Raw genomic sequence first — 22,420 nt, forward strand, 5'->3', positions numbered from 1 at the left:
GGCGTGGAGATGGTTGCGATCGCACAACCCGTACGGTCGTGTGCGCCTGTACCAACTCGTACCCGCCCCGTACCCGTTCGTACGCGCCACGCGCCCGCACACATGCCAGAACCCCCTCGGCCGGGACGACGGACCGGCCGAGGGGGTTCTTGGGGTGCTACTGAAGGGGATGAAGACGCCGTATCGACTGGTCTCGTCAGAAGTCGTATGCGCGACGGGAAACGGTCGTCACAAACGCGGACCAGGTGGCCGGCGCGAAACCGAGAATCGGCCCCTGAGGGTCCTTGGAGTCACGGACCGCGATGGACTGGGGGAGGGGGGAGGCGACCTCCACGCAGTCGCCGTTGGCCAGCGAGTACGAGGACTTGCGCCACGTGGTGTTTCCCTGCTGGATGGCCATGATTGCTCCCATGCCTTGGTGAGTATGTGCCTTGATCAGAAACACCGGTCGGAACGCCGGTTTCCCGAGGTGCGACCGACGTTACGCGCCAACATCACCTGATGAACGGCCCATTCACTCGACCGGATGGCATATTCGGGAACGCCCTTCCCGGGTGACTGGCAGAGGGTGTACGGTGCGGCGCCGCCGACCAGGACACCCCTCAGGTGCCGCTCGGGCACCCCTCAGGCACCGCTCAGAGCTCCGCCGCCCACTCCTCCGCGACCCGGTCGATGAACTGCCGGGAGTGCTCCGCGTTGAGGGCCTGCATTCGCAAATGTTCATACATCACGCTGTAGGTCTGCACATCGTTCGGCTTCTCCAGGTAGAGATCGCTGGTGATCCCCTCCAGATAGACCGTGCTCGCGTCCTGCGGGTCGTTGAACTCCAGGATGGAGAACTTCCCGTACATACCCGGGTGCGCGCCGACGTCATAAGGCAGCACCTGCACCGTGATGTGCGGTTCCAGGCTGAACTGCACGAGCTGCCGCATCTGTTCCGCCATGATCTCGCGGTTGCCCACGATCCGGCGCAGCGCCGACTCGTCGATGACCGCCCAAAGCCGCAGCGGATTCTCCGGATCGGTGATCCGCTCCTGCCTGCGCATCCGCACCTGCACGCGGCGCTCGATGTCGGCCGTCGTCGCCTCGGGCCAGGAACCCTCGGTCACGGCGCTCGCGTAATTGGGCGTCTGGAGCAGACCCGGTACGAGAGATGCCTCGTACACGCGCAGTGAGGCCGCGTCCGTTTCCAGGCCGATGTAGACGCTGTAGGGAATGTCGCCGAAGGCGTGCCACCAGCCCTGCTGGCGCGACTCCTTGGCCATCTGCATCAGTGAATCGACAATCCGGTGGTCCTCGACCCCGTACACCCCGCAGAGATCGCGCACATCGCGCTGGCTGATGCTGCGGCGGCCGTTCTCCAGCCGGCTGATCTTCGACTGCGAGACGAGCAACCGCTCGGCCACCTCCTCGGCGGTCATGCCCTTGAGCTCGCGGAGCTTGCGCAGCTCCTGCCCCAAGCGGCGCCGCCTAACGGTGGGATTGACACTGGACGCCACGGGACGCACCTCCGGCTCCGTCATGCTGCTGTCTCCTGCTCCTGACCTCGCAGCCTGCCACCACATGCCGGGGCGGCGCTGGAAAATGCCACACAGAGTCCGCCTGCGGTGAACGGTTTGCCGGGGCCGGCCGCAACGGACCGTGCATCGTCCCGTGCAAGTGCGCGGGGTGGTGGACCGGACCGCCGTCCCGGGCGGCCGGACCACCACCCCGCGCGATATCGCGGCTCCCGAACCGGGCCGGGGGAAATGCTCTGCGGTCGGTCGAGCTCTGAGGGTGATGCGGATGGTGCGCGGTGCGCTGTGGTGCCGAGCGCGGCCGTACTGCGCGCAGTCCTGCCGTGTGCAGTCGTGCGCCGCGCCGTCGTGCGGTCCTGCCTGAGTGTCACGCAAACGTGCCGTCGTGCGTCGCGCTGTTCCACAAGGGCATCTGCGGGCCCTTACGAAGCGCCGGCGCGGGCCATCACGGGCGCCCCTTGGGACGCCTGCTGACCGGCCGCCGCTCCGCCGCGGACGGACGTCCGCCGCCCGGATCCGCCGCCGTGGCCGCCCGTGCCGGAACCGGCCGCCGCCGGGGCCCGCCGCGGCTGCGCCGCGACGCCGTTCTGCACGTCCATCACGGCGTGCGCCACGAGGCCGCCCATCGGGTCGTGCCGGATCAGATCCCGCAGCCGGGAGCGGGAGGACCGCCCCTCGTTGCCCGGGTAGAGGTGCTTGCCGAGACCCACCGCGTGGGCCAGGGCGGCGAGCGCCGCGGTCCGCGGGTCCGGCGGGACGCCGGTGCGGATCGCGCTGTCCAGCCGGGCCCTGATCTCCCGGCTGATCGCGGTGTCCGTCGCCTGATAGCGCGTCGTCGGCAGCACCCCGCACATCTGGCCCGCCACGGCATGCACCATGCCGCACCGCTCCAGATGCGTGAGATACGTCTGGCGCAGCCCCAGCCGGGGCCCGCCGATCCAGTGGACCGCCCGGACCGGACTGCCGCGGCGGCGCAGCAGTTCGAGCGCGGAGTCCAGCGTCGGATCTCCTGTCGGCCGCGGCATCACCACGGCGATACGATCCCCGTCTGGGGCTATCCGTCCAGCCAGAGCCAGCTCCACTAGCTGCGCCCCGGCGAGACCCAGGTCGAGCGACTGCGGCTGCGCCGTGGTTCCCGTGGCCGGGTCCAAAGCGAGCAGCAGAAGCTCCTCCGGAATTGTTCTGCGGCTCCTGCCCATCCATGCCTCCCCGCGTGGATGACTGACAGGGTGACCCCTCTCACATTGGTCTGTCGAGAGTGCGTGGTGGCTTCGGGTGGGAACCGGTAGGTATGTCGTCTCGTCTAGCACGACGGTGAGGCCGGTCGATCCCTTCTGGCGGTGCGGTTGCGCGGTGCCGGGGCTACGACACAGGACACTGGTAAGCGTTTGAGAAGGTTCGGGCTGCGGGGTGCGGTGCACCCCGCGGTGGCGTATCGCGTGGGAATTCGAGGAGGCATCGGTGGCGGGCGAGTCCCCCGGCAAGTCGGAGCAGCGGAAGTCGTCGGGGGAGACGACGCGCGGCGAGCACGACCCGCGTCTCGGGGTTTTCCGGGAATCCTCCGGAAAGCCGTCCGGGAAAGCGGATGCCGCCGATGCCGCGGATGCCGCCGAAGGCGGCCGTAAGGAAGTGTCCGCGGCGCCCGCTGAGGCCGATGCGATCGCAAAGGCCGACTCGGGTCCCACGGGCCGTACGGCCGGCGGCGACGCGCGGCTGAAGGCCGCGGTGGCGGCGTGGGTGGCCGGAACGGACGAGGACGGGGACGACGCGGGTGAGCCCGATTCGTCTGCGAAGACGTCCGGCGCGGCCGCGCGCCCGAAGGCCACGGGGACGGGCGACGAGCCCGTGAACGGCAGCCCGTCCGGCAAGGACGACGAGCCCGCTGCCGCGGACCGGCCCGTGAACGGTGCGCCGTCCGGCAACGGCAAGGCCCCGGCCTCCGAGGACCGTGCCACGGCCGTTTTCGGCGCGCTCCGGCCGAAGGGCGCCGCGTCGGCCGGCGACGACGCCGGCGACGCCGAGGCCCCGAAGGCTGAGAAGCCTGCGAAGGACGAGCCCTCCGGCAGCGGCAAGAGCGAGGCGTCCTCGGACGCTGCGCGCCCCAAGGCCGACGGCAAGGCTCCGGCCTCCGCCGATAGCAAGGCTCCGGCCTCCGGCGACGGCAAGGACAAGGGCAAGGACTCCGCTTCCGGCGACAGCAAGTCCGCCGCGGCCGGCGACCAGGCCACCGCTGTGTTCCGTACGGTTCGCCCGAAGAACGGCGAGGCCGGCAAGACCGCTGCTGCCGACGGGGCCGCGAACGGCTCCCCGTCCGGCAACGGCAAGGCTCCGGCCTCCGCCGATAGCAAGGCTCCGGCCTCCGGCGACGGCAAGGACTCCGACTCCGCCTCCGGCGACAGCAAGCCCGCCGCGGCCGGCGACCAGGCCACCGCCGTGTTCCGTACGGTCCGGCCGAAGGACGGCGACGCCGCCGGTTCTGGTGCGGCTTCCGGCAACGGCAAGGCTCCGGCCTCCGGTGAGGGCAAGGCGCCCGCCTCCGGCAAGGACAAGCCGGCCGCTTCCGCCGCTCCCGCCGATCAGGCCACCGCCGTCTTCGGTGCGATCCGGCCCAAGGCCGACGAGGCGGACAAGCCCTCCTCCGACGATCAGCCGACCGCGCTGATCAAGGCCCCCAAGGCGCCCGAGCCCAAGGCCAAGCCCGAGGCCGCGTCCAAGGCCGAGGCCAAGCCCGACGCCGAGTCCAAGGCCAAGGCCGGTGCCGCCAAGGCCGCGCCCCGCGAGGACTCCGACTCCGAGCGGACCAGCCAGTTCGTACCGCTGAAGTCCGACGAGGCCCCGGCCGCCCCTGCCAAGAAGGCCGCCCCGGCCAAGCCTCCCGTCAAGGCGGCCCCGCCCGCCCCCAAGGCGAGCGGTACCCCCGCCAAGCCCGCCATCCCCGTCACCGTCACTCCGCCCAAGGACCCGGCGGACCCGGCGTCCCCCCAGCAGGCGGGCGGCCCCGCCGCGCCGCTCGATCTCCTCGCGCAGCTGACGAACACGCCTCCGCCGCCGGAGACGCCCGTCCGCACGGTCCTGCGCCGGGTCAAGATCTGGACCCCGCTCGTGGTCCTGCTGGCGATCATCTTCTGCGTGGTGCAGGCGTTCCGGCCGCTGCCGGAGCCGAAGCTGGTCCTCACGGCGAACAAGGCGTTCAAGTTCGACGGCGACAAGGCGCAGATGACGTGGCCGGCGTCCGGCCAGGCGTACGTCGAGGTGGACGGCCTCGGCAGCCTGGGCGAGTTCGGCGAGGAGAAGCCCGTCCCGATCGCGAGCGTCACCAAGGTGATGACCGCGTACATCACCCTTCGCGACCACCCGATGAAGAAGGGTGACAAGAAGGGCGCGCTGATGACGGTCGACGCCAAGGCGGTGAGCGACTACCAGAAGGGCAAGCCCGAGGGCGAGTCCCTGGTCCGGGTGACCGAGAACCAGCAGCTCTCGGAGTACGAGGCCCTGGAAGCGCTGATGCTGCCGTCGGCGAACAACATCGCCAAGCTGCTGGCCCGCTGGGACGCCGGTTCCGAGGACGCGTTCGTCAAGAAGATGAACGACACCGCCAAGGAGCTCGGCATGGTGAACACGCACTTCACCGACCCGAGCGGCTTCGACGCGACGACGAAAAGCACCGCGAAGGACCTGGTCAAGCTGGGCAAGAAGGCCATGGCGGACCCGGTCTTCAAGGAGATCTCGGGGCTGACGGAGTACATCGACAGCAACGGCGAGAAGCAGAAGAACTTCAACCCGATCGTGCCGCTGTACGGCACCGGCATCAAGACGGGCACGACCACCGCGGCCGGTGGCAACCTGCTCTTCGCCGCGGAGAAGAAGATCGGCGGCACGACGCAGCTGATCATCGGCGCGGTACTGGCGCAGCACAAGACGCCGATCATCGACTCGGTGGTCGCGGCGACGAAGGACGCGATCGAGTCCGCGAAGAAGGCGCTGGAGGCGAAGACGGTCGTCAAGAAGGGCGACGTCGTGGGCGCCGTGGACGACGGCCTGGGCGGCCGTACCCCGGTCGTGGCGACCAAGGACGTCACCGCGGTCGGCTGGGCGGGTCTGAGCGTCGACCTGGCGCTCAACGACGCCGGCCACAAGCTGCCGCACACGGCGAAGTCCGGCACCGAGGTCGGCATACTGACCGTGGGCAGCGGCCCGGGCCAGGTCCGGGTGCCGGTGGCGCTGAAGAAGGAGCTGGCCGAGCCGGGCTTCGGTTCGAAGCTGACCCGCCTCGGCTGACCCGCCTTGGCTGACGGCCCCGGCCGGCCAGCCTCGGCCGACCCCAGCCGGCCGGCTCGCACCGGCCGGCGAGGGCAGGGGCGGCGCCCGCCGCCCCTGCCCGGCCCTCGCGGCGTGCTAGCGTCGCGAGGGTTTGCGCACGGTTTCACACCGTGCAGATTCCCGTAGGGCCCGGACAGCGTGACGATGGGGGAAGACCTCGGGGGAAAGACGGGGAGAGACGCAGTGATCACCGTGGGCCCGGCACGGGCCGACAAGCCGGACGAGCCGGGCGGCCGGCAGGACGGGCGCGCCCCCTCCGGGATACCGCAGCCCCCCGCCCCCGCCTTCCGCGAGCGCCTGACCCGCGCCGGCCGCGCCCTGGCCCGCCGCCCCGTGCTGACGACGCTCGCCGTCGCCGCCGTGGCGCACGTGCTCTGGGTGTGCGTGTTCGCGAACAGCGGCGGCGACCTGGCGGCCCAGGACGCCTGGGCGGAGTTCGTGGGCCAGCACCCCGCCTCGGCGTACAACCTCGCCTGGTACGGCGGCATGCACCCCGTCTCGTACAGCGTGATCTCGCCGTACCTGATGGCCAGCATCGGCGTCCGCACCACGATGATGATCGCGGGCACGCTCTCCGCCGGGCTGATCGCCCTGCTGCTGGTGCGCAGCCGGGTCGTGCGCCGGCCGCTCGTCCCCGCCCTCTACGGCACCTTCGCGCTGACCTGCAACGCGATCTCCGGCCGGGTCACGTTCGGACTGGGCACGATGTTCGGCCTGGCGGCCGTCGCCGTGATCTTCGCGTGGCCCATGCGCTGGCGCTCGGAGGGCAAGTACCGCTGGGGCCGCGCCGGCCTCGCCGCGCTGGCGTCCGCGCTGGCGACGGCGTCGAGCCCGGTCGCCGGCCTGTTCGTGGGCTTCGTCGCGGCCGCCCTGTGGCTGGGCAAGCGCCGCCCCGCCGCGTACGCGCTGGGCGTCACCCCGGTCGTCGTGGTGGGCCTCTCGGCGTGGCTGTTCCCGTTCTCGGGCCAGCAGCCGATGGCCTTCGCGTCGACGATCCTGCCGCTGCTCAGCGGGCTCTTCGGAGTGCTGTTCGTCCCCAAGGAGTGGCGCACCGTCCGGATGGCGTCGGGGCTCTACGTCCTGGCCGTCCTGCTGGTCTGGCTGATCCCCTCCCAGATCGGCACCAACGTCTCCCGGCTCGGCATGATCTTCGGCGGGACGCTGCTCGTCGCCGCGCTGCCGGAGCTGAAGGTGCCGCGCCCGGCCGAGCTGCTGAAGAGCGGCCTGCGCTGGACGGCGCTGGTCGCCGCCCTCGCCACCTGCACGATCTGGCAGCTCGCCGTCTCCATCGGCGACATCATGCACACGACGCCCGCCGCGGCCTGGGCGCGCGAGCTCGCGCCGCTGGTGCACCGGCTCCAGCAGGCCGAGGCGGCGCGCGGCCGCGTCGAGGTCGTGCCGGCCCGCAGCCACCGCGAGTCCTCGGCCCTCACCCCGTACGTCAACCTCGCCCGCGGCTGGAACCGGCAGGCCGACCGCGAGCGCAACCCGCTCTTCTACCAGCCGGGCCTGCTCACCTCCTCCAGCTACCGCGCCTGGCTCGACCGCTGGGCCGTCCACTACGTGGTGCTGCCCACCGGCGAGCCGGACCCCGCGGCCGTCGAGGAGGCCAAGCTCGTCGTCAAGGGCCAGCCGTACCTGCGCGAGGTGTGGTCGGACGAGAACTGGCGGCTGTACGAGGTGGAGTCGCCGACCCCCCTCGCCGACCCGCCCGCGGTCGTGGAGCGCACGGACGCCGAGGGCATGACGGTCACCGTGAACAAGGCCGGGCCGGTCCTCATCCGCATTCCGTACTCGCCGTGGCTCGGCCTGGTCGACGAGAACGGCAAGGACGTCCAGCCGCCGAAGAAGGGGCCGCACGGCGAGCCGCCGGTCAACGTCAACGGCTGCCTGTCCAAGGAGGTCCAGGAGGCCCGCGAGGACCGGCCGGAGGACGACTGGACGCTCCTGCGCGCGCCGAAGCCGGGCACGTACCACATCGTGGCGCGCTACAAACTTCCGCGCGGGACGGGCTGCCCGGACGACCTGGCGAGGTAGCCCGCCGGAAGTCACCGGCAGATGTGCGGCGGGGAGACCCCCGGGATCCCCGGGACCCCGGAGGTCTCCGCGCCCCCCGGGACCGCCGGGGCGCTCTTCAGCTCCTCCCGCACGTCTTCCAGATAGGCCAGCACCTGCCGCTGCTTCTCCGGGCCGGGGTCGCTGAGGTAGTCCAGCACTCCGTGCTGGAAGGCGAACCGCATCCGCAGCGGCATCGCGTCCGAGGCGTCCAGGCACTTGGGCTGCGGGCCGCCGAGCGCCTTGCTGACGGCGGCGTTGACCCGCTCGGTGCCGGGGTCGGGGCGGGGCGCGCCGGGCGTGACGAAGAAGGGCCGGCCGGGGTTGGTGGTGACCTTCCGGCTCTTCTCCTCCTCGGGCACCTCGGCCCACGCCTTCTGCCCCTCCTCCGTGGTGAGGAACCGCATCAGGTCCTCGGCCGCCCCGGCCTGCTCGCCCTTCCTCGCGAACAGCGTCGCGAAGTCCGCCGACACCTCGGTCGCGGCGGGGCCGCGGGCGATGCCGGGCAGCACCTCGCGCGTGGGCGCGAAGGCGGCGCGCCGGGTGTAGTCGGCGGTGCGGGCGAACGACGCCTGGTGCTGCAAGGAGCACTGCCGCGACTGCGGCGCGAAGAGCTTCTGCCCCCAGTCGTTCTCCAGGGCGGCCGCCGCCGGTTCCCTGGTGAAGACGCCCCCGAACGCTTCCCAGGCCCTGGGCACGGCGCCTTCCGTCCACGGCAGCTCGCCCCGGGCCCACTTCTCGTACGCCTCCGTGCCGCTCTGCTGGAGCAGGATGTCCTCGATCCAGTCGGTGCCCGGCCAGCCGGACGTGGCGTCGCCGCCCATGCCCGCGCACCACTGGCCGCCGCCCCGGGCCGCCGTCGTGCGGGGGCTCTGCGGGCGGGCGGGGTCGTACCAGACGATGCTCTTGAGGTCGGCCTTGACCGCCACGGCGTAGACCTTCCCGCCGAACCGCGGCGCCCACAGCGGGCCGTACGCGTTCAGTGCGTCCTTAAGGACGGGAGTGAGCTCCCGCGGCGGAGAGGCCGAGCCGACGTACGTGCCGACCTCGCCGAGGCTGGGCAGGATCGCGATGTCCGGCGGGTTGCCCGCGTTCAGCCGGGAGAGCAGCACCTCGCGCAGGGCCGTCGTGCCCTGGTAGTCAACATTGACGTGATACTTCGCTGCGTATGCGTTCAGCACCTTGCGGAAGCGCGCTTCCTCGGCGTCGGTCCACGAGGCGAGGACGCTGATCCGGCCGCGGTGCTCGGTGCGCACGTCGCCGGTGCCGACGATCGACAGCAGTGCCATCCACAGCACGAGGACGACGGTCACGGCCTCGAAGGAGCGGATCCGGCGGCCGGTGTGCTGCGGGATCCGCGCGAAGCGGTACTCCTCGATGCGGGGCTGGAGCCCGAGCACGACCAGCGCGGCGATGACGACCGCGGCCAGGGGGATCCAGGCGGGGACGGTGGTCAGCCAGTGCGTGGCCGCCATGCTGTCGCTCACCGGCTTCAGGCCGTCGATCCCCCGGCGGGCCGCGTCGTGCGCCCGGTCGAGGTCCTGCTGGAGCCGCAGGGTGGCGGGCAGGAGCAGCGGCACGAGCCCCGCCAGCAGCAGCGTGGCGCCCGCGAGCGGGCCGTTGAAGCGGCGGCGGAAATGGCGGCGCAGGAAGAGCTGGGTGGCGACGAGCAGCCAGGCCAGCGCGGCCCACAGCACGACGGCCACGCCCCAGCCGAGCCGCAGCAGCCCGCTGGGCGAGGTCTGCCTGTCGAGCACGTCGGCCTGCTCGCGCTGGACGGCGTCGAGCCGGGAGATGACGCCGCTCCCGGCGCGGTTCAGCGTGCTCTCCGCGTACCGCAGGTAGGCGTCGCGGAGCCTGGTATCGGCGTGGCTGCGGGCGGCCTGCCCGACGAGGTAGTCGTACGAGGAGATCTGGCCGGCGGCGGTGTCCAGGTCGCTGCGGCCCCCGCTGCCCGCGACGGTGGTGGCGACCGCCCGCTCCAGGCTCCTGGACGCGGCGTTGACCTTCGCGCGGTAGTCCTCGCCGGCGCCCTCGTCCGCGGCGGAGGGGCTGCGCAGGGCGGCCCTCGCGGCGTTCAGCGACGCGCTCAGGTCCTTCTTCGCCGCGTCCACGTAGCCCATGGCCGGGACCGTCCGGCCGGGCACCTCGTCCGCGGCCCGGCTCACCGCGTAGGAGACCGCCAGCAGCATCCCGCAGGTGAGCACCGTGGCCGTCAGCAGCACGGCCAGGCGGCGTATGAGCCGGGGACGGGTGCCGTGCCGGGGCCCGGCGCCTGCGGGGCCGGCAGAGCCGTTCGGGCTGCCCGGCCCGTTCGGTCCGTTCGGTTCATCCGGTCTGTTCGGGTCGGCCGTGGCGGTCGTGGGGGCGGTCATGCGGCCGGCTCCGGGGGCTCCTGTTCCGGCCGGTCATGCCGCTCCGGCGCGGGGCCGTTCGCGGTGGGGAGGGCGGTCCCGCAGCGGGTGCAGATCCGCGCCGTGCCGGGGGAGACGCGGTGGCAGACGGGGCACTCGACGTCGGCCCTCTTCTGCCGGCCGCGCTGCTGCTGCGCCGGCACGGCGGCCGGCGGCGGGCCGGGCTCGTGCGGCGGGCGGGCGCCCTTCGGCGCCACTGCGGACCTGCGGGTCTGCGTGCTGTGGTTGGACACGACCCACGCCGAGTTGAGGTCGCCCGCCGTGATCTCGTCGCGCAGCCGGACCCGCCCCTCGCCGGCGTCCAGCACCTCCACCAGCCGCCGGAGCCGCCGCAGCATCTTCTCGTCGCCGAGGTCGTGGGCGAGCCGCACCGCCCGCCCCCACTCCTCCTCCGCCGCCGCGAGGCGCCCGGCCTCGAACGCCTCGCAGCCGGCGTTGACGGCCCGGCCCAGGTCGGCGTAGCCGCTGTAGCGGGCGACGCGCGGATCGATGCGGGTGGACAGCACGGGGTCGTCCGTCCAGTGGACGAGGAGAGGCACGGGCCTGGGCACGGAGATGACCGTCTCGGCGGGGTGGTCGCCCGCTCCCTCGGCCACCAGCGCCAGGGACGCCAGCTGCATGTCCTCCCCCAGCGGGTCGCCGGTGGGGTCGGCGCTGACGCACAGGTGGTAGTCGCGGGACTCGTCGCCCCACGCGCCGGTCGGGAACTCCCAGGTGCGCTCCCCGGTCCGCAGGCCCTCCTGGGTCAGGTCCAGCTCGGTGGGGAACACCTGCTTGAAGAAGGCGAGCTCGCTGCCGACGCGCAGCCGGACGCGGATCCGGATGCCCGGCAGCGACTTGTCCATGGCCTTGCGCATCATCCGCCGGAACTCCGCCTCCAGGTCGGAGTCGTGCTCGACGGCGTCCGCGATGCCGTGCAGCCGGCCGGCGATCTGCCGCAGCTCGGTGGCGGCCCACTGGTCGCCGATGCCGCGCGCGTCGCAGGTGAACTTCCCGGCGCAGTCCGCGAGGACGCGCTCCAGCTCGTCGGGCCGGTCGTGCTCGTTCCTGCCGTCGGTCAGCAGGAGGGCGTGCCGGATGGGGTGGTCCTGGCCGTCGGCGGTCAGGAGGTCGCGGGCGCAGGCGAGCCAGGAGGCGATGGCGGTGCCGCCCGCGGCGACGAGCGTGTGCGCGGTGCGGGCGGCGTCGGCCCGGGTGTCCGGGCCCGCCACGGCCATCCGGCCCGCCGCCGGATAGACGACGCGGGCCTTGTCGGTGCCCTCGACGAGGGCGAAGCGGGTGCCGTCGCGCAGGACGCCGATGGCGGCGGCCGCGGCCTTCCGGGCCGCCGAGATCTTCGTGCTGGGCCAGCTCATGGAGCCGGAGCAGTCGATGACGACGACCTCGGCGGAGGAGGCGTGGGTGGTGAGCCCGGCCAGGCCGTGGGCCTCGACGGTGAGGACGGCGTGGGCCGGCACGGTGCCGGAACCCGCCGCCAAGTACTTGTTCTGGCCCAGCTCGGCGGTCAGGGCGGGCAGCGCCGCCGTCGGGGCGCGGTCCTCGGGGGCCGCCGTCCCGTCGTCCCGGTGTCGTACGGCCCCGGGCCCGTCGCCGTCCCGGTGTACGGCCTCGGGCCCATTGCTGCGGTCCATTCGTTTCCCCCGGGGTCAGAAGCGGGTCTTGGGGCGGACGCTGTTGGCCAGGTCGACCAGGGCGGCCAGGCCGCCCGGGGTGGGGGCCTGGCGGGCGAGCCGGCGCAGCTTCGCCTCCAGGCGGGTGCGCAGGGTGAACTCCTCGCCGTCCGGGCGGCCGTCCGAGCTGCCGTCCGGGCCGCGGCTCGGAGAGCCGTTCGGAGAGCCGTCGGGGCGGCCGCCCGCCGGAGCCGCCGCCCCGGTCCGTATCGCCACGCGCTCCAGGGCCACTTCGAGGGCCTCGGCCTCCAGCCGGTCGCGGGCCGGCCCGGCCTCGTGCCCCTCGTCCAGATAGAGCCGGGGGAGGCGGCCGAAGGCGGCGGCGAGGTCGTAGCGCTCCGGGAGTCGGGGCCCGTCGTCGGCCTCCAGCCGGCCGGCGAGGATGCGGACGCAGGCGATCTGGGCCGCGTCGTAGTGCCGGGACACCTCCGGCAGGCTGCCGAGGAGGCCGACCGCGTCGGTGCGGTCGCCCGCGGCCAGCCGCAGCCGGGCGAGCCCGAAGACGGCGCTGCCCTGCGTCCGGCTGCGCTGCCACACGGCGTCGTAGTAGCGCTCGGCGTCGGCCGGGGCACCGGCCTTCTCGGCGCAGTAGCCGAGGGCCAGCTTCGGCGCGTACTCCCCGGGCAGGGCGGCGTAGACGAGCTCGAACCAGGCCCGCGCCTCGGGCGTTTCGCCCCGGGCGAGGGACAGCAGGCCCTCGTGCCAGGAGATCCGCCAGTCGTACCGGGCCGGGCCGCCGGCGAGCTCGTACGGGACCGGGCGGTCGAGGAGCGCGCGGGCGGTCGTCAGCCGCTCGTGCGCGGCGTCGAGCTCGCCCAGTTCGAGGTGGGCGCGCAGCTGCCGGAAGCAGATCTCGATCGTCTCCCGCCCCGACGCGTACAACTGCTGGATGAGCCGCCGGGGGCCGCTCGTGGTGGGCTGGGCCAGCAGCGCGGCGGCCGGGTCGGCCGGGTCGGGGTACGGCACGGGCAGGTGGTGCGGCACGCGGCCGGGCTCGGGCAGGCCGGGGTCGAGCAGCGGCCGCCGCTCGCCGGCCAGCCAGCGCTCCAGGGGCGGCACGCGCCCGAGCGAGGCGTCGAGGAGGGTGGCCGTGGCGGCGAAGAGCGTGGACGGCTCGGGGGTCTCGGTACGGGTGCGCAGGGAGCGGATCTCGCGCAGGACGCCGCGCAGTTGCTCGGCCATCTCGCGGGCGGAGCCGAACCGTTCCAGCGGGTCGTCGGCGGTGGCACGGGCGAGGACCCGCGCGTAGGACTCGGCGCCCAGGCCGGGAGGCTGCTTGCGGCAGCCCTCGGAGAGGGTGCGCAGCGTGACGCCGAGGCTGAAGAGGTCCGAGCGGACGGACAGCCCCTCGACGCCCCTGCGGACGACCTCGGGGGCGGTGAAGCCGCGGGCGCCGAGGACGTATCCGGTGCGGTCGTTCAGGTCGCGGACGGCGCCGAGGTCGATGAGCTTGATGCGGTCCGCGTAGTGCATGACGTTGTTGGGCTTGAGGTCGCAGTAGACGAGGTTCTTGCGGTGCAGGCTCTCCAGGGCGTCGAGGATGCGGCAGCCGTAGGAGAGGACGTATTCGAAGACGCGGTCCTCGCCGAAGGGGCCCTCGCCGCGGGTGATGCGGTCGCGCACCTGGGAGAGGTGCATGCCGCGGACGAACTCCATGACGATGTAACGGGTGTGGCTGCCGGCGCCTTTCCCGTTCCCATTGCCGTTGCCGCTTGTGGTGTCCTTGTGGGAGACGAAGTTGATGACGCGGACGATGTCCGGGTGGTCGGAGCCGATGAGGACGCGCAGCTCCTCGGCCTCGCGTTGCAGGGCGACGGGATCGCGGTCGTTGATCAGGCCCTTGAGGGCCACGGGGTTGCCGTCGAGCCGCATGTCGTGGGCGAGGTAGACCCAGCCGAGGCCGCCGTTGGCCACGCAGCCCACCACGCGGTACTGCCCGCCGGCCAGGTCGCCGGGGGCCAGGCGCGGCGTGAAGTCGTACGGGTGGCCGCAGCGGTCGCAGAAGCCGATCGGCAGGGCGGGCTGCCCGGCGTACGACCTGCCGACGACGGCGGTGCACCCTTCGTGGCCGCAGGTCTTGCCGCCCACCGGGACCCGCGGGTCCGTGACGACCAGGGCCTCGGGGGAGGGCGTGGCGATGACGGGCAGGTCGAGCAGGCCGTCGCCCGCGGGGCCCACGGTGAACAGCTGGGCGGTCTCGGCGCGTCTGCGGGCGCCCGCGGTGGGCGGGCTCTCGGGCACGGGCGGGATGCCGCCGGGGCCCGGGCCGGGGCCGCCGCCGTTTCCGCCGGGCTCCAGCGGCTGTACGCGGTGGCCGCGCGTGGAGCAGAAGCCGGTGGTCTCGACGCGGCCGTCGCAGCCGGGCCGGGGGCAGGGGGAGCCGGGCGGGGGGCGGCGCGGTGGGCCGGGCGGGTGTCCGCCGGGAGGGCCGGCCGGGGGGTTCACGGGGCGTTCACGGGGCGTCGCCCCCTCGCGGTCGGTGGGTGTGGTGGCGTACGGCTTCGGCGAAGCGCTCGACGGCGCGTTCGGCCTCGGCGAGCTCGCAGGGCGCCCCGTGCAGGAGGTTGTGCGCGGCGCGGTAGAGCGGCGCGGCGGCCCGCTCCTCCTCCAGGCTGCGGGCGGCGAGCAGTGCGAAGAAGGCCTCCAGCCGGCCGCGCAGTTCGTTGCGCCGGGCGATCTGCGTCTCGGCCAGGCCGATGACCTCCTCGACGCGCAGCAGCTCGGACTCCACGGTGCTCTCGAAGGCGCGGAGGTCGGCGAGGAAGCGCGCGCCGCCCGGATCCGGGTGGCGGCGCAGCGCGGTGAGGTCCAGGCGCAGGGCGGCGGCGCGCTGCGGCACGGGCCGGACCGGGGCGATCAGGGCGGTGCGGTCGTGGGCGGTGCGCTCGCGGCGCGCGATGTGGTCGATGCGGTCGCGCACCCGGTCGAGCCGGGCGGCGATCTCGTTCTTGCCGGGGTCAGCCATCCTCAGCGCCAGCTCCAGGCTCTGCGATTCGGGGTTGCGGAAGACGAGGAGCAGGCGGGCGCCCCGGGCGGCGAGGAGGTCGGTGAACTCGACCAGCGCGAGGGGGTCCGCCGCGTAGTCGACGCCCTCCGCGACGATCGTCAGCGGCACGGCTCCGGCGCCGCCGAGCAGGCCGACCGCCGAGCCGTCGTCCCCGGCGGGGCTCAGCCCGAGCCGGTCGGCGACGCGCCCGGCGACCCCGGCGACGGTCTCCCCGGAGACGTCGAGGGCGAGGTCGACGCTGCCGACGGGCGGCAGGAGGCCGTCGTCCGGCTCCTCGGAGCCGGGGGGCTCGTACGGGGCCGGGGGGCGGCGTGCGGTGCCGTTGCGGGGCGCGGCGGCAGGGCCCGCGGGCGATGGTGAGCCGGCGGGGGAGGGCGGGCGTATGCCCACGGGGAGGGGAGCCCTGCGCGGGGCGGGCAGCGGTGCGTCCGCGGGCAGTTCGCGGTCCGCGAGGGCGACGGCCCGGCTGAGCGTCGCCGCCCGCACCGCCTCGCCCTTCTTGATGACGATCGCCTCCACCTGCCGGGTGCCCTCCGCGGCGGCGAACCAGCGGGCCAGCCAGCGGGCGAACTCGCGGTCGCGGGCGGCGCCCCGCGGCACCGACGGCAGGCCGTTGCCGCGGCCGCCGCTCACGTAGCGGTCGATGACCGGCAGGTGCCGGACGACGGTCTCGATGGGGATCATGTACGACAGGTGGAGCCGGCCGCTCGCGGGGGCGGCCGAGGAGCGGTCGTCGTAGCGGCTGACGACCATGCCGAGGACGCGGTGCGTCTCCACGTCGGTCACGGCGGCGCCGCTGAAGCCCGGCCGCACCGTCTCCTCCGGGGTCAGGGGGAACATCTGCACCCACTCGCCGCGCGGCCCGGCCGGCCCGGCGAGGGTGGCCCGGAACCAGACCCCGTCCTGGAGCTCGCGCGTGCTGGGGAAGCCGCACATCCACACGGACCGGCCGTGCGTGGGCGCGACCCGGTGCAGCGGGGCGGCGTGGCGGGCGTCCTGCGGCTCGGCCAGGGTGAGGAGGGCGACGTCGCCCCGGGAGTCGGCCAGCTCGGGCACCCAGCAGCCGTCGGCCACCCGGGCCGGCACGGGGCGCGCGCCGGGCACGCCGACCAGCTCGACGAGCACCTCCGTGCCGGGCGCGGTGCGGCCGTCGAGGTCGCGGGGGCCGCGGGGGCCCGTGGCGTCGACGGGGTCGGCGGGGATGACGTGGGCGCAGGTCAGCACGGCGTCGGCGGCCAGCAGGATGCCGGCCCCCAGGACATCGCCGCCGGTCGTGGAAATGCGGACCCGCCAAGTCTCGCCGCGCACCTCGGTGTTGACGGGGACCTCGGTCTCCTCCCCCATGGGCGCAGAGCATACGCGCGCCCCCGGCGGAAGTGACCCCTCCGAATGTGGGGTCACCGTTCCGTGTGATTCGCGCGGGGGTTGCGCGCCCTCGGCGTGCGGCTCGGCGGGGCGCCCCGCCCGTCCCGGGTCCGCCGAACGGGTGACGCCGGTCCGGGCGGCCGCCGGCGGTCCGGGGTCACCCGTTCGCCGCGTTCCGGGGCGGCCGTCCCGGTGATGGCAGGGCCACCCCCGGTGACCTGCCGATACGCCGGCCCGCCCCGGCCCGCGGCCCGGCCCGGACCGGCGATTCTGATGCGCTGTCAGGGTGCGGGGCGCCCCGGATCCCGGTTCCCTCGGCTCTGAGGAGCGCGGAACCCCCCACTCCCCTTCGTGGGCACATCACGTGCCCCGGCCGCGTTCACGGAGGAACAAGCATGCGTAACTCACGAGTGCTCACCGGGACCGCCCTTTCCATAGCCGCCCTCGGGCTGGCGAGCGCCCCCGCGCTCGCCGGGGACTTCGGCAAGCTGGAAGTCTCCCCGAACCCCGTCAAGCCCGGTGCCGAGGTCACGGTGAACACCACCGCCTGCGGGTCCAACGGTTCGGGTGCGGGCGACGCCAGCGCCGTCGGCGGCCCGGCCTCGTTCCAGCTCAAGCCGGGCACGCACAAGGAGAGCGTCGTCGGCACGTTCAAGGTCCCCAACAGCGCGAAGGCCGGTACGTACGGCATCGGGGTCAAGTGCCACAACGGCAAGGAGGCCACGGGCGACGTCGTCGTCTCCGCGGGCTCGGGCGGGTCCGCTTCGAGCGGGACCGGTACGGGGGGTACGGGCGGGACCGGCATGGGCGGTGCCAGTCACAGTCCCTCGATGGGCACGGGCGGCGGTTCCTCCACCCCGGCCAAGCCGCCCAAGGGCGGCATGAAGACCGGTGTCGGCTCCACCAGCGACGACTCCGGGATGACCGAGCTCATGGCGGGCGCGGCCGTGCTGGCCACCGCGGCGGTCGGCGGCACCTGGTACCTGCGGCGCCGCGGCAGCAACGGCAACCGGATCTGACGCGCCCCCGGTCCCGCTCCGCACCCCGGTCCCCGAACGCCCCCGCGTCCGGGGACCACGGGCGCGGCGGACGCGGTGGAGGAGATCCATGTCCCAGTCGCAGAACGCCGGCGACGGCCGGCGGGCACGCGGCTCCCGCAAGGCGCGGAACTCGCGGCAGATGCGGCGGAACCCGCGCAGGCGGGCGCCCGCGGGTTCCCTGCCTTCCGGGTTCGGCCCGGTTGCTCCGGCTGCTTCGGTTGCTTCGGCTTGCTCGGGCGGGCCGGGCGCTTCGGCCCGCTCCGGCGGTCCGGGCACCGGTGACGACGCCGTCCGCTCCGGCAGCCCGCGCCGGGGTGGTGCCGCGCGCTCCGCCGGCCCGGGGCCGCGTGGCGCCGCGCGGCCCGGCCGTCCGGGCCCTGCCGGTGCCGCCCGGCCCGGCCGGCGCCCGCCGTCCCCCCAGGCACGTGACTCCCGGCGCAAGGCCGTCGCCGCTGTCCTGATCGCCATGGCCCTGTGCGTGGGCAGTTGGCTGATCCAGCGCGGGGCCGACATCCAGGACCCGCCCCCGCAGCCCTCCGCGGCCGAGGCGTTCCCGGCCACCGGGCCCCGTACCGGACCGGCGAACGGCGAACGCGCCGTGCCGCCGCTGCCGATCGCCGTGCCCACGCGGGTGCGGATACCGGCGATCGACGTCGACGCGCCGCTGGAGCCCCTGGGCCTGCTCCCGGACGGCAGCCTCTCCAGCCCGCGGGACGACGAGAGCAACGTCGCCGGCTGGTACGCGGCCGGCGCCGCGCCCGGCGCCACCGGCACCGCCGTCGTCGCCGGCCACGTCGACACCGCCACCGGGCCCGCCGTCTTCTACAACCTCGGCGCTCTGAAGAAGGGGTACCGCGTGGAGGTCGCGCGCGCGGACGGCCGGACGGCGCTCTTCACCATCGACGCGATCGAGGTGTACAGCCGGGACGACTTCCCCTCGCAGAAGGTGTACGGGCCCGCGAAGCGCGCCGAGTTGCGGCTCATCACCTGCGGGGGCGGGTTCTCCGAGGAGAGCCACGCGTACTTGGGGAACGTGGTGGTGTACGCCCACCTCACCGGCGTGCGGTGAGTCAGGAGCCGCCGCTCCTGTCCACCGGCGCGCCGCCCCCGGCCTGCTGCGTCTCGCGGGCCCACGCGGTCAGGCCCGCGACGAACCCCGCCCGGTCGCGGGGCGAGAGGCTGTCGAGCGCGCGCAGCAGCGGCTGGGAGCGGGTGGCGATGAACGCCTCGACCGCCGGCCGGTGGCCGTCCACGACGGCCACGAGCGTACGGCGCCGGTTCGCGGGGTCCTCGCGGCGCTCGACCAGCCCGGCCCGGTTCAGCGCGCCGACCAGCTCGCTCGTGGTCGACAAGGACAGCCGCATCCTGCGCGCCAGCTCACCCACGGCCAGGGGCGCTTCGGCGATCAGCTGCGGCAGGACCGCGCCGTGCCGCGTCGTGAGGCTGTGCGCCTCGAAGAGCGCGCGCAGCTCGTCCGGCATTTCGGTGCGGGCCTGGCGGATGTACGGAGAGAGCAGCGGGACGAGACCGATCGCTTCGGTCTCTTCCGGGGTGGGAAGCCGGGGGCGGTCCTTCCCGGGTGCGGGGTCGTGCGGCATACTGCGAGTGTAGACGCTTCGGAAATCCAAACTATTGGGTAAGCCGAAGCGATCCGTTGCAGGGGGAGGAGCTCTGTCATGCCGGCGATCCGATACCACGACGCACTCAACGACGCGCTGGAGCGCATGGACGACCTGGGGTACGAGCGGGGGGCCGGTGCCGACCTTGCCAACCACGGGCCCATGGGCGCCGAGACGCTCGCCGCCCTCGGCCACGGCGGCGAAGTCGCCGCCTGGGTCGAGGGCTACCGCGCCGCCATGCCCCGCCACGACGTGCCCGCACGCGGCTTCGCCCTCGACCCCGCCGACGAGACGTCCTGGCGGCCCGCGCTCGGCGACTTCGCCCGTGCCGGCGACTGGGAGGAGCTCTTCCGCCGCGAACTCGCCGCCGCTCCCTGGCGCGAGGTGCTCGCCCGCTGGTGGCCCCGGCTCCTGCCGGGCCTCCTCGCCGGCCTGACGCACGGTCTGATCCGCACCGCCCACGCCGTGCGCTCCCTCGCCGCCGTGCCGCTCGACGCACAGCCGACGCCCCATCAGCTCACCGAGCTGGCCCGCGGGCTGGCCTACTGGGCCGCCCGGTTCGCCCACCTGCCCGGCGAGGTCCGCATGAGCGGCCACCACGACCTGGCGGGCGCCATCGCCGCACTGCCCCGCACCGCCTACGCGGGGCCGGGCAAGCGGGGCCGCGCCGTGGCCGCGCAGCGGCTCGCCCGGCCCGGCGAGCTCGCCGGCTACCACGAGGCACTGGGCTCCCTCGCCCCCGCCGGAACGCAGTGGCTGCTCAGCGAGATGACCACCGCCTTCGCCGGGGTCTACCTCGGGCACCCCGAGCTCTTCCCCGTCCCGCTGGTGCACGCGGTCACCGCGCCCGCCGCCGTACGACTCGTCCTGCCGCACCTGCCCGACGAACTCCACGAGCCGTCCGCGGCCGCCCTCTGGCACGTCCACACGGCGCTGCTCCTGGCCTTCACCGACGACCGGGGCGGGGAGGAGACGGCGGCCCGGGACGCGGCGGAAGCGGACATACCGCCGTTCGACGAGCTCGTCGCCCGAGCGGTGGAACACGGCGACGAGCACGTCCTGAAGTTCACGGAGGCGTGCCGGCGCGAGCACGCGCTGCGTCCGGACCCCCGCTACGGCGCGGCGGTCCTGGCAGCCCAGCAGCGCATCAAGCCGCGCCGGGGCTGACGACGACCCCTCCCTCCGGCCCTCCGGCCCTCCGACGAGGGCGGACGGCGGCGGGAGGGGTCGTAAACGATCTCAGGGCCCTGCGACGGTGACGGACCGGCCGACGACGGCGGGAGGGCGACGGGGCCGCAGGGGCAGGGTCCCTGGACGCTGACGTGTATTTGTGGCGCCAAGTGCGGGGCAAGAACACGCAGGGGCGAGGGGCGCCGTAAATATACGGTCCAGGGACCCTGCCCCGGAGGCCCCGGCGCCCGGCCCACCCACGACCGTCAGCCGCCCGCTTCCGCCTCCGCCGCCGTGCGCAGCTCCGTCAGCAGGTCGAGGATCTTCTCGCCGTGCTTCGCCAGCTTGCTCTCGCCCACGCCGCTCACGCCCGCCAGTTCGTCGAGGGACGTGGGCGAGGCCGTGGCGATCTCGCGGAGCGTGGCGTCATGGAAGATCACGTACGCGGGAACGCCCTGTTCCTTCGCCGTGGCCCCGCGCCATGCGCGGAGTGCCTCGAAGACCGGCATCGCCTCGGCCGGGAGGTCGGCGGGTGCCGCTCGCTTGGCGGAGCCGGAGCCGCCGGACTTCGCGGCCCGCACCGGCCGCTCCGGCTCGCTCCGCAGCCGCACCTCGCGCCGCCCGCCCAGCACCTCGCCACTCGCGTCCGTGAGGACGAGCGTGCCGTAGTCGCCCTCGACGGCGAGCAGGCCCTGCGCCAGCAGCTGCCGGACCACGCCCCGCCACTGCGCCAGGCTGAGGTCGGTGCCGATGCCGAAGACGGTGAGGCCGTCGTGGTCGTGCTGGATGACCTTCGCGGTCTTCTTGCCGAGGAGGATGTCGATGATCTGGCCCGCACCGAACTTCTGGCGCCGCTCGCGCGCGAGCCGGTAGACCGCGGAGAGGAACTTCTGGGCGGCGATCGTGCCGTCCCACGTCTCGGCGGGGGAGAGGCAGGTGTCGCAGTTGCCGCAGGGGCCGCTCTCCTGCCCGAAGTAGGCGAGGAGCTGCACGCGGCGGCACTCGACGGTCTCACACAGGGCCAGCATCGCGTCGAGGTGGGCGCCCAGGCGGCGGCGGTGCGCCTCGTCGCCCTCGGAGCCGTCGATCATCTTGCGCTGCTGGACGACGTCCTGGAGGCCGTACGCGAGCCAGGCCGTGGACGGCAGGCCGTCGCGCCCGGCACGGCCCGTCTCCTGGTAGTAGCCCTCGACGGACTTCGGCAGGTCGATGTGCGCGACGAACCGCACGTCCGGCTTGTCGATGCCCATGCCGAAGGCGATCGTCGCGACCATCACGATGCCGTCCTCGCGCAGGAAGCGCGACTGGTTCGCGGCGCGCGTGGCCGCGTCCAGGCCCGCGTGGTACGGCAGCGCCTCGATGCCCTGCTGGGCGAGGAAGGCGGCGGTGTCCTCCACGCTCTTGCGGGAGAGGCAGTAGACGACGCCCGCATCGCCCGCGTGCTCGGTGCGCAGCAGCTCCAGGAGCTGCTTCTTGGGGTCGTTCTTCGGCGCGATGCGGTACTGGATGTTGGGCCGGTCGAAGCTCGCGACGAAGTGCCGGGCGCCCTGGAGCTGGAGCCGGGCGGCGATCTCGGTGTGCGTGGCCTCCGTGGCCGTCGCGGTCAGGGCGATGCGCGGCACGTCCGGCCAGCGCTCGTGCAGGGCGGACAGGGCCAGGTAGTCAGGCCGGAAGTCGTGGCCCCACTGGGCCACGCAGTGCGCCTCGTCGATGGCGAAGAGGGAGATCTTGCCGCGGTCGAGGAGCCGGAGCGTGCCCTCCACGCGCAGCCGCTCCGGGGCGAGGTAGAGCAGGTCGAGCTCGCCGGCGAGGAACTCGGCCTCGACCAGCCGGCGCTCGTCCATGTCCTGCGTGGAATTGAGGAAGCCGGCCCGGACGCCGAGGGCCCGCAGGGCGTCCACCTGGTCCTGCATGAGGGCGATCAGAGGGGACACGACCACGCCGACGCCCGGCCGGACCAGGGCCGGGATCTGATAGCACAGCGACTTTCCGCCGCCGGTCGGCATCAGGACGAGCGCGTCGCCGCCGGCGACGACGTGCTCGATGATCGCCTCCTGGTCGCCGCGGAACGCGTCGTAACCGAAGACGCGCCGCAGGCAGCCCAGGGCCTCACTGCCCGCGTCGGCGGGCGCGGGGGAGGGAGAAGGAGAAGGGACGGTGTCAGCGGGGCGGGCGGCGGTCTCGGTGAGGTCGGCCATGCGGAAAGTCTATGGGGGTCCGCTGACACGCACGGGGGCTGTGGA

General features: G+C 74.0%; 14 protein-coding genes. 5 read left to right on the forward strand and 9 right to left on the reverse strand.

Annotation, left to right across the window (positions count from 1 at the left end; all coding sequences use genetic code 11):
- Positions 1-196 precede the first annotated feature (196 nt).
- From D7231_RS19020 to D7231_RS19030, 3 genes are all read right to left on the reverse strand, one after another.
- A complete protein-coding gene (locus D7231_RS19020) occupies positions 197-400 on the reverse strand; it encodes a DUF397 domain-containing protein (protein ID WP_120756656.1) in 204 nt (67 codons plus the stop codon).
- A gap of 235 nt (positions 401-635) precedes the next feature.
- The gene (locus tag D7231_RS19025) at positions 636-1,499 is read right to left on the reverse strand and encodes a helix-turn-helix domain-containing protein (protein WP_120756821.1); all 864 of its coding nucleotides are present in this window, start codon (positions 1,497-1,499) and stop codon (positions 636-638) included.
- Between the two features lie 440 nt (positions 1,500-1,939).
- On the reverse strand, positions 1,940-2,716 hold the full coding sequence (locus D7231_RS19030; RefSeq protein ID WP_120756657.1) for a GOLPH3/VPS74 family protein: 777 nt from the start codon (positions 2,714-2,716) through the stop codon (positions 1,940-1,942).
- A 262-nt stretch (positions 2,717-2,978) separates the two neighbouring features.
- Here D7231_RS19030 and D7231_RS38125 point away from each other — a divergent pair, with 262 nt between their 5' ends.
- Positions 2,979-5,795 (forward strand): D-alanyl-D-alanine carboxypeptidase, encoded by a 2,817-nt coding sequence (locus D7231_RS38125; RefSeq protein WP_120756658.1) that lies wholly within the window; start codon positions 2,979-2,981, stop codon positions 5,793-5,795.
- 225 nt (positions 5,796-6,020) lie between these two features.
- On the forward strand, positions 6,021-7,874 hold the full coding sequence (locus D7231_RS19040; RefSeq protein WP_120756659.1) for an MFS transporter: 1,854 nt from the start codon (positions 6,021-6,023) through the stop codon (positions 7,872-7,874).
- Positions 7,875-7,885: 11 nt separating this feature from the next.
- On the opposite strand, the gene D7231_RS37625 is transcribed toward D7231_RS19040, so the two are convergent.
- The 4 genes from D7231_RS37625 to D7231_RS19060 are packed head-to-tail and all read right to left on the reverse strand — an operon-like array spanning position 7,886 to position 16,327.
- Positions 7,886-10,267 carry an ABC transporter substrate-binding protein gene (locus tag D7231_RS37625; protein ID WP_241999788.1) on the reverse strand — a complete coding sequence of 794 codons (2,382 nt, stop codon included), beginning with the start codon at positions 10,265-10,267 and terminating at the stop codon, positions 7,886-7,888.
- Complete coding sequence (locus D7231_RS19050; protein ID WP_241999789.1) at positions 10,264-11,937, reverse strand: VWA domain-containing protein; 1,674 nt, start codon at positions 11,935-11,937, stop codon at positions 10,264-10,266. Before D7231_RS19050 ends, D7231_RS37625 begins: the two co-directional genes overlap by 4 nt.
- 15 nt (positions 11,938-11,952) lie before the next feature.
- The gene (locus D7231_RS19055; protein WP_120756660.1) at positions 11,953-14,421 is read right to left on the reverse strand and encodes a serine/threonine-protein kinase; all 2,469 of its coding nucleotides are present in this window, start codon (positions 14,419-14,421) and stop codon (positions 11,953-11,955) included.
- Between the two features lie 7 nt (positions 14,422-14,428).
- Complete coding sequence (locus D7231_RS19060; protein ID WP_120756661.1) at positions 14,429-16,327, reverse strand: S1 family peptidase; 1,899 nt, start codon at positions 16,325-16,327, stop codon at positions 14,429-14,431.
- A gap of 416 nt (positions 16,328-16,743) precedes the next feature.
- Here D7231_RS19060 and D7231_RS19065 point away from each other — a divergent pair, with 416 nt between their 5' ends.
- Together D7231_RS19065 and D7231_RS37630 are read left to right on the forward strand one after the other, a co-directional pair.
- Positions 16,744-17,367, forward strand: coding sequence for a hypothetical protein (locus D7231_RS19065; protein ID WP_120756662.1), 624 nt, complete (start codon positions 16,744-16,746; stop codon positions 17,365-17,367).
- 487 nt (positions 17,368-17,854) lie between these two features.
- Complete coding sequence (locus D7231_RS37630) at positions 17,855-18,457, forward strand: class F sortase (RefSeq protein ID WP_241999790.1); 603 nt, start codon at positions 17,855-17,857, stop codon at positions 18,455-18,457.
- Between the two features lies 1 nt (position 18,458).
- Here D7231_RS37630 and D7231_RS19075 read toward each other — a convergent pair whose 3' ends face one another.
- Positions 18,459-18,986: a MarR family winged helix-turn-helix transcriptional regulator gene (locus D7231_RS19075; RefSeq protein ID WP_120756663.1), complete on the reverse strand. Its 528-nt coding sequence runs from the start codon at positions 18,984-18,986 to the stop codon at positions 18,459-18,461.
- A 78-nt stretch (positions 18,987-19,064) separates the two neighbouring features.
- On the opposite strand from D7231_RS19075, the gene D7231_RS19080 reads away from it, so the two are divergent.
- Positions 19,065-20,174, forward strand: coding sequence for a questin oxidase family protein (locus D7231_RS19080; protein WP_120756664.1), 1,110 nt, complete (start codon positions 19,065-19,067; stop codon positions 20,172-20,174).
- A 269-nt stretch (positions 20,175-20,443) separates the two neighbouring features.
- Here the strand turns inward: D7231_RS19080 and recQ are convergent, their stop codons facing one another.
- Positions 20,444-22,375 carry a DNA helicase RecQ gene (gene recQ, locus D7231_RS19085; RefSeq protein ID WP_120756665.1) on the reverse strand — a complete coding sequence of 644 codons (1,932 nt, stop codon included), beginning with the start codon at positions 22,373-22,375 and terminating at the stop codon, positions 20,444-20,446.
- Between the last annotated feature and the right edge of the window lie 45 nt (positions 22,376-22,420).

The organism is Streptomyces klenkii (assembly GCF_003626645.1).
GTDB classification, from domain to species: Bacteria; Actinomycetota; Actinomycetes; order Streptomycetales; family Streptomycetaceae; genus Streptomyces; species Streptomyces klenkii.

What these genes read in the sequence shown, in the direction of transcription:
- D7231_RS19020 (WP_120756656.1), bottom strand. Translation starts at nt 400, where the DNA reads ATGGCCATCCAGCAGGGAAACACCACGTGGCGCAAGTCCTCGTACTCG.
- D7231_RS19030 (WP_120756657.1), bottom strand. Translation starts at nt 2,716, where the DNA reads ATGGGCAGGAGCCGCAGAACAATTCCGGAGGAGCTTCTGCTGCTCGCT.
- D7231_RS37625 (WP_241999788.1), bottom strand. Translation starts at nt 10,267, where the DNA reads ATGACCGCCCCCACGACCGCCACGGCCGACCCGAACAGACCGGATGAA.
- D7231_RS19050 (WP_241999789.1), bottom strand. Translation starts at nt 11,937, where the DNA reads ATGGACCGCAGCAATGGGCCCGAGGCCGTACACCGGGACGGCGACGGG.
- D7231_RS19060 (WP_120756661.1), bottom strand. Translation starts at nt 16,327, where the DNA reads ATGGGGGAGGAGACCGAGGTCCCCGTCAACACCGAGGTGCGCGGCGAG.
- D7231_RS19065 (WP_120756662.1), top strand. Translation starts at nt 16,744, where the DNA reads ATGCGTAACTCACGAGTGCTCACCGGGACCGCCCTTTCCATAGCCGCC.
- D7231_RS37630 (WP_241999790.1), top strand. Translation starts at nt 17,855, where the DNA reads ATGGCCCTGTGCGTGGGCAGTTGGCTGATCCAGCGCGGGGCCGACATC.
- D7231_RS19075 (WP_120756663.1), bottom strand. Translation starts at nt 18,986, where the DNA reads ATGCCGCACGACCCCGCACCCGGGAAGGACCGCCCCCGGCTTCCCACC.
- D7231_RS19080 (WP_120756664.1), top strand. Translation starts at nt 19,065, where the DNA reads ATGCCGGCGATCCGATACCACGACGCACTCAACGACGCGCTGGAGCGC.
- recQ (WP_120756665.1), bottom strand. Translation starts at nt 22,375, where the DNA reads ATGGCCGACCTCACCGAGACCGCCGCCCGCCCCGCTGACACCGTCCCT.